Below are 11,766 nucleotides of genomic sequence, written 5' to 3'. Positions count from 1 at the left end.
ATTTTGATTTCACTTTTTAATTGATATTCCTTCTGTTATCTAGCGATAAACTTGCTCTTCTACACCTGATCTAGGTGGCTTTTCTAGACGATCCGTGCCATATTTCGTGGCAATCAAATTTGATCTTTTCATAGTCAACACTCTGGAGCAGACACATGTCTCACGAAGATGAATATCTATCAGTAGCGGAATTAATTGAATTTCAAAAAGGCGAGACTCGCGATATCATTGAAGCACTAATCGAAGATGGTAGCGATCCTGAAGCTCTATACGATATCGAGCATCACCTATTCGCTGAAGATTTCGCAGTACTTGAGAAAGCCGTTGTTGAAGCATTCAAAATGGGCTTTGAAGTGCTTGAAGCTGAAGAGACAGAAGACGAAGATGGCAACAAGTTACTTTGTTGTGATGCAACGATGCAGTGTACTCTGAACGCAGAAGCGATTGATGAGCAAGTTGAAAAGCTTGTAAATCTTGCAGAGAAGTTTGACATTATCTACGACGGTTGGGGCACTTACTACGAAGGTGAGGATGCTATCTACCCTGACGAAGATGATGAAGACGAAGAGTAATCTCTCCCAGTTTTAAAAAATGCCAGCCTTGAGCTGGCATTTTTTTGTCCTCAGAAAAATAAATGTCTTTATATGCATTCATTCATTATAATGCGGTCAAAATTGATCTAGCTCAAGGAATGACATGCGGCTACCTCTCGATGGTCTTTGGCAAGTTTCGCCACTGACGGATCTCTCTATCCCACAAGATGACATTACCTTTCCTGCTCCGTTAAGCTCAAAGCTCCCTAATAGCTTGAGTGAAGAGGAAATCGCAGAGCAAGAATGGCACCTGATGCATGACATCGAAGTGGATGATGCCATGTTGGCGTGCCCATTTGTTGAGTTAGTCGTCGCAGGCGTTGACTACTTTGCAGAAGTGCGACTCAATGGCGTTGCCGTGTTTGACTGTGATGGCAGCGAAGCCGAATATCGCAAGGACATTCGTCCTTATATGCAGCCTGGTCGAAATCGTTTTGAGATCCTTTTCCTTGAAGAAGAGGAATGCCTGTTGCTTGAAGAGGATATGGATGACTCTACCCCTTCACAGGTCGTCACTAAATCAGATTCTCGTATCGGAATCTGGCAAGCTCCATATCTGCAGTTCGTTCGTAACGTCAAGCTTGAGCAAGTCGTCACCGAGCAAATCTGGCATCACGGTGGTGGCTGTGAGTTTAAAGTAGATGTTATCTATCAAACGCTAAAGCCAGGGTTAATATCGGCATCAATCAAGTTTAATGGTATGACTCTCGTGATGCCGATTGATGTGCGAGCAGAGCATACGGGTGTTGTGTTTCAGGTTGAGGCTCCAATGGTATTTAACCTTGAGAAGCCCAACCCTAAGCATTTATATCAGTTAGAAGTGGAACTCGATGGGCAAAAAGAGAGTTCTTTCGTAGCCTTGAATCCAGCCTCTTGCGTGAGTAATTTTTTGCGTAGTTAGCGGTTATTTAATTAGCCCGTTACGTAATGAATCAATTTGTTCACTCGCTTGTCATCTAATGAACTGCCGACGCTCACCCTATTTCCAAAACACATTATAGCGTTTTGGCCATGGCAACCTCACAAGCGTCATGGCCTGTTTCTCCCCAAGCTGAATCAAGGTGTTCAAAGCCCAATTTTTCGTAAAGTTTAACGGCGGCATTAAGGCATTCGGTCGTTTCCAGATACATATGTTGATAACCCAGTTCCTTAGCTTTCTCCATCGACATATTAACCAACTTCTTCGCTAAGCCTTTGCCTCTGGTTTCTGGCAAGAAGTACATCTTTTGCAGTTCACAGACTTCTGGCATACCTGCTAATGGTGCAAATCCACCACCACCGACAACCTTTCCATCAAGTTCAATCACCCAATACTGAGATCTTTCATTGTTATAAACACTGAACATATCTTCTAAGGTGGGATCTGCCACACCATAACCTTTATCTTCAGTTAGCCCGTTTTCATAAGAGACTTGGCGAATCACATTGGCCACTACGATGTTGTCCTGCTGTTGTAGGGGGCGAACCACCACATCTATTGAAGCGTGGCTTTGTTGCAGTGCTTTAAGGTAGTGCTCGATTCCCCCCGAAACTTGTTGAGTTTCCGCTTCCGTTAAACGCTCAAGTACCGAGTCATAAAATTGATTTTGTTGATTGTGAAGTTTGGCAAGAGTGTTTTTCCCTTGCTCTGTTACTGAAGCCACAACACTGCGCTTATCGTTGGGGTGTGGTGAGGTTTGAATTAACGAGTTCTTCGCTAGATTGTTGACTGCTCTACTGGCGTTGGACTTATCAATATTGAGCTTATCCGCTAATTGGTTCACGGTTAATGGCTGCTGTTCTAGTTCAATCAGTGTATGAGCTTGAATCGGAGGTAGGGCAATAACACCACAATCTTTGTCGAGCATTCCAAGCTGTCGAACGAGTTGACGTGATAATTCTCTAAGTTGTGCTGAAGTCATGTTGCCTCTCAATATGGTTGCGATGTACAACTATAATTTAATTGCGAATCGCAACCATGTCAACGGTAAACTGTTTAGGTTAAGCATGTTGGTGCAAACAAAACAGTGGTTGTGCTGCTTGGCTTTCCGCTTTTCGTAACCAAACTTTCTCATGGAAGTAGTAAGCCACGGTGTTCAAAGCAGGTTCTAACGTTGCCATCACACCACCAACAAAGGCATCGCCAGTCAATAAGTAGACAACAGTAAAGGCAACACTAAAGTGGATAGTAGCGAAGCTTGCTGTTTTTAACTTTGTCATCCACTGACGAGCTTTAAGCGCTGGAACTTGAGCCCACGCCTTTTCATGAAAATAGAAGGCGACGGTATTCACAGAAGGCTCAATCATAGCGATTAAGCTACCAATTAAGATGTCGCCAGTTAGTACGTAAGCGACACTAAATGCGATAGTAAAATGTAATGCAGCAAAGGTTAGTGTCTTTTTCATGATAATTACTCAGTCGTTGTGTTGTTTCGATAGAACTATTATTGAGAATTATTATCATTAAATCTAATGGGAAGGAGAGATTAATTTGATAGATGAAACCTATCAATAAATAAGTGACTGACGATAAGACTTGGAGTGAGAGGCATAAAAAAAGGTTGGTCACGAAGACCAACCTTTCTATTTAGAGCGAGAAGTTCGAAGTCTTCTCGTTCACTCACCTTTAAAGCGCAGCGATGGTCGCTTTTTGCTCTTCAAGCTTAACAAGAGTTTCTTGGTAGCCTTCAAGCTTTTCACGCTCTTTCGCGATAACCGCTTCAGGTGCTTTAGCAACGAAACCTTCGTTACCTAGCTTACCTTCGATACGCTTAATCTCACCGTGAGTCTTCGCTACTTCTTTATCTAGACGAGCAAGCTCAGCATCTTTGTCGATAAGACCAGCCATTGGGATCATCAGCTCAGATTTGCCAACTAACTTAGTTGCACAAGCCGGAGTTGCTTCGCCATCTGCTAGAACTTTAATATCGTCTAGCTTAGCTAGAGAAGTAAGAACGATCTTGTTTGCTTCGATACGAGCTGCATCTTTCTCATCAGCGACTTTGATCATTACTTCTAAGCCTTGGCTTGGGGCAATGTCGTATTCCGCACGTAGGTTACGGATAGCAGTGATGAAAGTTTTAACCCACTCGATATCGTCAACGATCTCAGCATTGAAGTTAGCTTCATTAAACTGAGGAAGCGCTTGAGTCATGATGGTCTCGCCTTCAACGCCGTCTACTAGCGGCTTAACGCTTTGCCAGATAGATTCAGTAATGTAAGGAAGAACAGGGTGTGCAAGACGCAGAGTCTTCTCTAGAACCGTGATAAGCGTGTAACGAGTCGCTTGTTGTTGAGCTTCCGTACCTTTCCAAAGAACAGGTTTAGTTAGCTCTAGGTACCAGTCACAGAATTGGTTCCAGATGAATTCGTAAAGCGTGTTTGCTGCCATGTCTAGACGGTAGTTGTCTAGGTGAGCGTTAAACTCTTTCGCTGCAACTTCAAACTGAGATTCAATCCACTTGTCTGCTAGAGAGAATTCCATGTTTGCACGGTCTTCAACAGACAGTGACATGCCACAATCGTGCTCTTCTGTGTTCATCAGTACGTAACGGCTTGCGTTCCATAGCTTGTTACAGAAGTTACGGTAACCTTCAAGACGCTTCATGTCCCAGTTGATGTCACGGCCAGTTGAAGCCATAGCAGCAAGAGTGAAACGCAGTGCATCGGTACCGTATGGTTCGATACCATCTTCGAAAGTTTTACGTGTTGCTTTTTCGATCTTAGCAGCCAGTTTAGGTTGCATCATGTTGCCACAACGCTTTTCTACTAGCTCTTCAAGGCCGATGCCGTCAATCATATCGATTGGGTCAAGTACGTTACCTTTCGACTTAGACATCTTGTCGCCGTTTTCATCACGGATAAGGCCCGTCATGTAAACTGTTTTGAAAGGTACTTGAGCCTTGCCGTCTTCGTCTTTCACGAAGTGCATAGTCATCATGATCATACGAGCAACCCAGAAGAAGATAATATCAAAACCAGATACTAGTACTTCTGATGGGTGGAATGTTTTCATTGCTTCAGTATCTTCAGGCCAGCCTTGTGTGCCGAAAGTCCAAAGTGCAGAAGAGAACCATGTATCAAGAACGTCGTTGTCTTGCTTAAGAACAATTACCGGTGAAAGGTTGTTCTTTTCACGAACTTCTTCTTCAGTGCGACCTACGTAAACTTTACCATCGTTGTCGTACCATGCTGGGATACGGTGGCCCCACCAAAGTTGACGAGAGATACACCAATCTTGTACGTCACGCATCCACGCGAAGTACATGTTTTCGTACTGTTTAGGTACAAATTGGATCTCACCATCTTCAACGGCTTTAACAGCAGGAGCAGCAAGAGGCGCTGTGCGCACGTACCATTGGTCCGTCAGCATTGGTTCGATAACCACACCACCACGGTCACCGTAAGGAACGGTTAGGTCGTGATCTTTGATTTCTTCAAGTAGGCCTAGCTCTTCAAATTCAGCAACCGTTGCACGACGAGCGGCAAAACGCTCCATACCTTGGTATTTAGCTGGAAGATCTGTTGAGTACACATCGCTTTCTTCACCGTTCGTTGTGAAGATTTCTGCCGCGTCACGGATATCACCGTTGAACGTTAGGATGTTGATCATTGGTAGGCTATGGCGCTTGCCCACTTCGTAATCGTTAAAGTCATGAGCTGGTGTGATTTTCACACAACCCGTGCCTTTATCCATGTCAGCGTGCTCATCACCTACGATAGGGATAAGACGATTTACGATAGGAAGCAGGATTTCTTTGCCGATAAGATCTTTGTAGCGAGGATCTTCAGGGTTAACTGCAACGCCTGTATCACCAAGCATGGTTTCAGGACGTGTAGTCGCTACGACAATGTAGTCTTTGCCATCAGCGGTTTTAACACCATTCGCTAGTGGGTAGCGGAAGTGCCACATGAAACCTTTTTTGTCTTTGTTTTCAACTTCAAGATCAGAAATTGCAGTGTGCAGTTTAGGATCCCAGTTTACTAGACGCTTACCACGATAGATTAGGTCTTCTTCGTATAGGCGAACAAACACTTCTTGAGTCGCAGCCGATAGGCCGTCATCCATAGTGAATCGCTCACGATCCCAATCTACAGATGCACCAAGACGACGAAGTTGTTGAGTGATCGTGCCACCTGATTCGCCTTTCCATTCCCAGATCTTGTCGATGAAAGCTTCACGGCCGTAGTCGTGTTTTGTTTTGCCTTCTTCAGCAGCGATCTTACGCTCAACAACCATTTGAGTTGCGATACCAGCGTGATCAGTACCCACTTGCCAAAGCGTGTTTTTGCCTTTCATACGTTGAGCACGGATAAGTGTATCCATGATCGTATCTTGGAACGCGTGACCCATGTGTAGGCTACCAGTGACGTTCGGTGGCGGGATCATGATGCTGTAAGCTTCTTTTGATGTGTCACCGTGTGGCTTAAAGTAGCCTTTCTCTTCCCAAGTCTTATACAGAGCTTGTTCGATTGATGTTGGGTTGTATGTCTTTTCCATAGTGCTCTTATAACGGATACTGTGAATGGTTAATCGTGGTCAAACTTCATAAGTGAAGCTTCTTGAATCTAAATCCAAAGATAGCTTTAACTATGAGGTTTGACTATGGATGTTGAATCTCGATAGTTTGTAGCTGATATCCAGCCTGACGGTAAATTTTATACCTTTCTCGAGCGAGTTGCTTAGCTTTTTCTTCGCAAGGAACGAAGTCTATCACCTGAGCAAAGGCGTTCGCAAAGGTTGTATGATTATCGGCCAGATTTATTACCAATTGGCGGTTCCAATTAGGTTTGACTCCTTGATGGCCTATCTCAATATTCGTTGAATATTTTGGACCTTCGCCAACCAAGTTGTGCGCTATAAATTCAGTAGGCTCTACCTGCCAAAAAACTTCAGCGATACGCTCAGCATGAACTTTATCGTTACAGTTGAGATAAAGTTTAGCGCCTTGTTTTGCAAAATGCAGAGCAAGAAACAACACGTAGTGAGCAAAACCCTCTTCGCCGGCTTGTGGGCTGTCTGAAGACACAATATAAAATGTGGCAGTCTGCATACTGAATACTCGAACTTGGAATCGTGGAAACCAATCATACTTGGTCAACAGGAGCTAGCAAATAACGCTTATTAAAAAAGGGCCCGTAGGCCCTTTCTATTATTTTGAAGATTGCTCTTCAGTCTCATGGCCGCTGCGGTTCAATAAGAATTGGACAAGCATTGAGACAGGACGACCTGTCGAGCCTTTCGCTGCGCCTGACTTCCAAGCTGTGCCGGCACTGTCAATGTGTGCCCAGTGGTACTTTTTAGCAAATTTAGATAAGAAGCATGCTGCTGTGATTGTACCAGCAGGTCGGCCACCGATATTTGCCATATCTGCAAATGGACTCGTTAGTTGCTCATGGTATTCATCGGCCATTGGCATGCGCCATGCTCTGTCACTTGCTTGCTCAGAAGCATTCACTAACTCGTGAGATAGTGGGTTGTGATTAGACAGTACAGCACTGATGTGGTGACCTAACGCCATCACACACGCGCCAGTGAGTGTTGCTACATCGACAACACAGTCTGGTTCAAAGCGTTCAACGTAAGTAAGCGCATCACATAGAACCAAGCGACCTTCAGCATCCGTGTTTAACACTTCAACCGTTTGGCCTGACATGGTCGTTAGGATATCACCTGGGCGGTAAGCATTGCTGCCTGGCATGTTTTCACAACCTGCTAGGATACCAACTACATTAATCGGTAGGTTCAGTTTAGCTAGTGCCTTCATTGTACCGAATACAGAAGCCGCACCACACATGTCGTACTTCATCTCATCCATGCCTTCACCAGGCTTAAGCGAAATACCGCCTGAATCGAAAGTAAGACCTTTACCGACTAGAACAATCGGTTTTGCATCTGGGTCAGCAGCACCTTTATATTCCATGATAGACATCATAGATTCGTTCTTAGAACCACGGCCTACCGCTAAGTATGAAGTCATACCCAGCTTTTCCATCTCTTCTTCGCCAATGATCTTAGTTTTCACTGTCTCGTAATCATCGGCCAAGCGACGAGCTTGAGAAGCAAGGTAAGCAGGATTTGCGATGTTAGGTGGCATGTTGCCTAAATCTTTAGACGCTTTCATACCTGAAGCAATCGCAAGACCGTGAGAGATTGCTTTCTCACCAAGGCTCAATTCACGACGAGTTGGTACGTTGAATACCAGTTTACGTAGTGGACGACGAGTCTCTGGTTTATTACTCTTGAATTGATCAAAAGTGTAAAGGCCATCTTTAGTCGCTTCTACTGCTTGGCGAACTTTCCAGTAAGTATCACGACCTTTAACGTGCAGTTCAGTCAGGAAACATACTGCTTCCATAGAACCCGTTTCGTTTAGTGTGCTGATGGTTTTTTGGATAATTTCTTTATATTGACGCTCGCCAAGCTCACGTTCTTTACCGCAGCCTACAAGCAGAACACGTTCTGAAAGTACACCAGGTACTTGATGCAGTAGTAGCATCTGGCCAGGTTTACCCTCTAGATCACCGCGACGAAGCAGTGAACTAATATAGCCATCGCTAATCTTATCTAACTGCTCGGCTACTGGAGAAAGGCGGCGCGGTTCGAATACACCGACAACGATACATGCGCTGCGCTGTTTCTCTGGGCTGCCACTTTTTACACTGAACTCCATGCGTACTCCTACATCCTGAAGACAAATCGAACTAAATGTTGGATAATGGGTTCTTACTTGTTGGATCCTATAATGGAACTGACCTTAAAGAAGAACGTTAACACTTAGCTAAAAATTTAAAAAATAAAAGGTTCAACGGGAAATTATAGTGATTCAATCAAAAAAACAAGTTTTGTATAGGTAATTTGAGCGTGATTATTGTTAGATATTTGATCCGAGAGACAATCAAGAGCCAATTTGCGATATTTTTTGTTCTCTTTCTCGTGTTTCTCAGCCAAAAGTTCATCAGTGTTTTAGCCGACGCCTCTGATGGTGATATTCCAGCAAGCCTTGTATTATCGATCGTGGGTCTAAATATGCCAGCGATGGGGCTCTTGATGCTTCCACTTAGTATCTATATTGGCATTTTGCTGACTTTTGGCCGCCTTTATGCCGAAAGTGAGATTGTGGTGATGAATGCTACGGGTATTGGCAATAAATTCCTCATCCAATCAGCACTTTATCTGGCGTTGATTACTGCAACTGTCGCTGCTTTTAACTCCTTTTGGCTGTCTCCATGGTCACAAGATAAAGTAGAACAAATGTATGAGGAAGTGGCTGCAGAGAACAGCGTCGATTTACTACCCAAAGGCAAATTTGCAAGGACTCCCGATGGTTCTTCTGTTGTGTTTATCGAGGGTATCGATGGTAATCAATTAGACAATGTGTTCGTTTCTCAAATGCGACCTCGTGACTCAGTGCTTCCTAGTGTGATGTTCTCTAAGTCGGGAGACGTAAAAGAATTGAGCGATGGCCGCCAAGTTATTGTGATGTACGATGGTACTCGTCATGAAGGAGTGCCTTCTCGCCTTGATTATAGAGTGACGCACTTTGAAGAGTATGAAGGCTTAATTGGTCAGCGTGAAGTAGAGAAGAAAGGTCGAGAGTGGGAAGCGATTCCAACTATTGATCTTATTGGAAATCAAGATAATCGTGCCAAGGCTGAATTGCAGTGGCGCATGTCACTGGTGTTGTGTATCCCATTGTTGACTATGCTCGTTGTACCGCTGTCAGCAGTTAATCCACGACAAGGTCGTTTTGCAAAAATAGGTCCGGCAATCCTGATTTATTTGACTTACTTCTTGGCAATCAGTGCAACCAAATCTTCAATTGAAGAAGGGGACATTCCTGCTGCAATAGGCATGTGGCCAATCAATGCATTATTATTGTTTGTCGCGATTGGTGCCAACTTTATGGATAGTGTGCCGGTTAGGCGTTTGAAAGAAAAATTCAAGAATAAGAGGTTGGCTTAAGCCGTGTTTAAGATTCTCGATTTATATATAGGCAGAACCATCATCGCGACCACGTCACTGGTATTGGTGACGTTTGTCGGTCTCTCTGGAATTATCAAGTACGTTGAGCAATTGCGGAAGGTAGGTCGTGGTACATACGATCTATTACAAGCGTTGTATTTCGTTTTATTGAGTATTCCTCGTGATATCGAAATGTTCTTCCCAATGGCGGCATTGCTTGGTGCATTGATTGGGCTTGGTATGCTTGCTGCGAGTTCTGAGCTTGTGGTTATGCAAGCCGCGGGTTTCTCTAAGTTAGATATTGGTTTATCGGTACTTAAGACTGCGATTCCGTTAATGGTGATAGTGACATTACTTGGGCAGTGGGGAGCTCCGCAAGCGCAGAAGATGGCTCGTGACTTAAGAACCATCTCGGTTGCTGGTGGTAGTATTATCTCTACTCAAAGCGGTGTTTGGGCTCGAGATGCCAATGACTTCATTTTCATTGTTAAAATAGACGATGATAAGCTCTATGGTTTGAACATGTGGCGCTATGATGAGAACAAGGCTCTGAAAACGGCCATATATTCAAAAGAAGTCGATTACGTTGGAAACAACGTTTGGACAATGCGCGATGTTGAGGTCACCTCTTTTGAGAATGATATTCAGGTCACTAAAGAGAGTTTACCGACTTTTTCTTGGGAAACATCGTTAGCTCCAGACAAACTCGCGATAGTGACGGTGAAACCGGAGGAGCTGTCGTTAAGTGGGCTGTATGACTATGTTTCTTATCTCAAAGCATCAGAACAAGATGCAGCACGTTATGAGCTAGCATTGTGGCGAAAAATAACTCAACCTATTTCGATAGCGGTCATGATGTTGATGGCATTGTCGTTTATCTTTGGTCCTTTACGTAGCGTGACCATGGGAGCAAGGATTCTCTCTGGTGTGATTGCTGGTTTTACTTTCTATATATCCAGCGAGTTCTTTGGGCCAATCAGCTTGGTTTACCAAATACCACCTGCTTTTGGTGCGATAGCCCCTAGCGTGGTGTTCTTCGGAATTGCCATTATGCTTTTGAGGCGGAAACTATAAATAGAAGAAAGGAAGGCATTGCGCCTTCCTTTTTTGATCTTGCTTTAAGTTCGCTTAATAGCGTTATTGTGCTTTTGGCAACACAACGACTTCGGTCTTTGCCCAGATATCGTGAAAGCCACGTTTCTGAGGATCGAATGGAACACATAAGTTTGCAAGTCCAACCCCCGATGTACCTAAACGTATTAGCGCTTGAGTTATTGTGATCGCAGAGCCATCTTTGTTTTGAACTCGTAGCTTCCAAGCTCTCATCCCCAGGGTTTGACCTGCTCTGGTCCAGAAGAAGACAAAGAAGTAAACCCAAACGACGACTAAGTAAAAAGTATACGCAGGGCTCCAAATCGGATGATTAGTCAAGAAGTCACTGACATCGGCATACCCGCTATGGTTAAAAATACCAAGAGCCATGAGTGCGTGCAGTAGAGCAACAATGATGCCGGCAGCCATCATTTCAATAGCGATTACAATGAGTGCGTCATAGAACAAGGCACCAAATCGGCGCATTACCCCAGCTGGTGGCAGAGTGTTTGTTGATGTCATGGTGTTATTACTTCTTTAAAAATTGAGGCGTCAGAATATAGTTTAAGGCTTGGCCTGAAAAGAGACATGACGCACAGCTTATGACTTAGTGGCGAAATTATCGGCAAACACACATGAATTCAAGTTTTTATACTTGCCACATCAGTTCGCATACGTATAATGCCAAACATCGACAGGGCAATGCCCCAAGATAATGCCGGTATGGTGAAGTTGGTATACACGACGGATTCAAAATCCCTAAATCATTGATTTATAAAGAATTTTTATGAAAAGCCTCGATTTTTATCGGGGCTTTTCTATATTCAGAATATGTGAAAATACAACCTCCATCACACTTCAAAATAACCCTTCTTAATTTCTTTTATTTTTCTTCTACTGACAACTTCCTGTCCAACTTAAACATAGAGCAACAAAACCTGAACCTAAGCTTTACTGGCCACTGCGGTTAAAGCAGTAAACCGAAAAGCGTTACTGCGTTTCCAATTTGGAATATCTTCAAAGCTTGATGGTTAGATGTTCAAGACAGCAAAACCGAAAAGGTACTGTCACGCTACTGTCGTATGCCGAGAAAAGATAGCCGAGGAGTTCCCATGTTAGTCGGAGAGCTACTTAACT

The 11,766-nt window shown here is 43.9% G+C and carries 10 protein-coding genes; 4 read left to right on the top strand and 6 right to left on the bottom strand.

The features are described from left to right. The first annotated feature begins 155 nt into the window (after positions 1–155). A complete protein-coding gene (gene rraB / locus AB4589_RS03325; protein ID WP_004735324.1) occupies positions 156–572 on the top strand; it encodes a ribonuclease E inhibitor RraB in 417 nt (138 codons plus the stop codon). Positions 573–696: 124 nt separating this feature from the next. After that, entirely contained in the window at positions 697–1,494 is a 798-nt protein-coding gene (locus AB4589_RS03320) for a glycosyl hydrolase 2 galactose-binding domain-containing protein (protein ID WP_372099343.1), read from the top strand. Between the two features lie 94 nt (positions 1,495–1,588). Here AB4589_RS03320 and AB4589_RS03315 read toward each other — a convergent pair whose 3' ends face one another. From AB4589_RS03315 to pepA, 5 genes are all read right to left on the bottom strand, one after another. Beyond that, complete coding sequence (locus tag AB4589_RS03315) at positions 1,589–2,494, bottom strand: GNAT family N-acetyltransferase (RefSeq protein ID WP_372099341.1); 906 nt, start codon at positions 2,492–2,494, stop codon at positions 1,589–1,591. A gap of 79 nt (positions 2,495–2,573) precedes the next feature. Further along, positions 2,574–2,978: a DUF2061 domain-containing protein gene (locus AB4589_RS03310; protein ID WP_371709898.1), complete on the bottom strand. Its 405-nt coding sequence runs from the start codon at positions 2,976–2,978 to the stop codon at positions 2,574–2,576. Positions 2,979–3,198: 220 nt separating this feature from the next. Continuing rightward, complete coding sequence (locus AB4589_RS03305) at positions 3,199–6,072, bottom strand: valine--tRNA ligase (RefSeq protein ID WP_012604855.1); 2,874 nt, start codon at positions 6,070–6,072, stop codon at positions 3,199–3,201. Between the two features lie 103 nt (positions 6,073–6,175). After that, positions 6,176–6,625, bottom strand: coding sequence for a DNA polymerase III subunit chi (locus AB4589_RS03300; RefSeq protein WP_372099338.1), 450 nt, complete (start codon positions 6,623–6,625; stop codon positions 6,176–6,178). Between the two features lie 99 nt (positions 6,626–6,724). Further along, positions 6,725–8,245, bottom strand: a complete 1,521-nt coding sequence (gene pepA / locus AB4589_RS03295; protein ID WP_372099336.1) for a leucyl aminopeptidase — start codon at positions 8,243–8,245, stop codon at positions 6,725–6,727. 191 nt (positions 8,246–8,436) lie between these two features. On the opposite strand from pepA, the gene lptF reads away from it, so the two are divergent. Beyond that, complete coding sequence (lptF, locus tag AB4589_RS03290; RefSeq protein ID WP_009847716.1) at positions 8,437–9,537, top strand: LPS export ABC transporter permease LptF; 1,101 nt, start codon at positions 8,437–8,439, stop codon at positions 9,535–9,537. A 3-nt stretch (positions 9,538–9,540) separates the two neighbouring features. Further along, the gene (lptG, locus tag AB4589_RS03285) at positions 9,541–10,611 is read left to right on the top strand and encodes an LPS export ABC transporter permease LptG (RefSeq protein ID WP_017097528.1); all 1,071 of its coding nucleotides are present in this window, start codon (positions 9,541–9,543) and stop codon (positions 10,609–10,611) included. Between the two features lie 63 nt (positions 10,612–10,674). Here the strand turns inward: lptG and AB4589_RS03280 are convergent, their stop codons facing one another. Continuing rightward, positions 10,675–11,151: an RDD family protein gene (locus AB4589_RS03280; RefSeq protein WP_372099335.1), complete on the bottom strand. Its 477-nt coding sequence runs from the start codon at positions 11,149–11,151 to the stop codon at positions 10,675–10,677. Positions 11,152–11,766: the final 615 nt, after the last annotated feature.

Source organism: Vibrio sp. 10N.222.49.A3 (genome assembly GCF_041475145.1).
Taxonomy (GTDB): domain Bacteria; phylum Pseudomonadota; class Gammaproteobacteria; order Enterobacterales; family Vibrionaceae; genus Vibrio; species Vibrio tasmaniensis_A.
This window is presented reverse-complemented; position numbering and strand designations above follow the sequence as displayed.

Coding starts and splice junctions, on each gene's coding strand:
- rraB (WP_004735324.1), top strand. CDS start 156: ATGTCTCACGAAGATGAATATCTATCAGTAGCGGAATTAATTGAATTT.
- AB4589_RS03320 (WP_372099343.1), top strand. CDS start 697: ATGCGGCTACCTCTCGATGGTCTTTGGCAAGTTTCGCCACTGACGGAT.
- AB4589_RS03315 (WP_372099341.1), bottom strand. CDS start 2,494: ATGACTTCAGCACAACTTAGAGAATTATCACGTCAACTCGTTCGACAG.
- AB4589_RS03310 (WP_371709898.1), bottom strand. CDS start 2,978: ATGAAAAAGACACTAACCTTTGCTGCATTACATTTTACTATCGCATTT.
- AB4589_RS03305 (WP_012604855.1), bottom strand. CDS start 6,072: ATGGAAAAGACATACAACCCAACATCAATCGAACAAGCTCTGTATAAG.
- AB4589_RS03300 (WP_372099338.1), bottom strand. CDS start 6,625: ATGCAGACTGCCACATTTTATATTGTGTCTTCAGACAGCCCACAAGCC.
- pepA (WP_372099336.1), bottom strand. CDS start 8,245: ATGGAGTTCAGTGTAAAAAGTGGCAGCCCAGAGAAACAGCGCAGCGCA.
- AB4589_RS03280 (WP_372099335.1), bottom strand. CDS start 11,151: ATGACATCAACAAACACTCTGCCACCAGCTGGGGTAATGCGCCGATTT.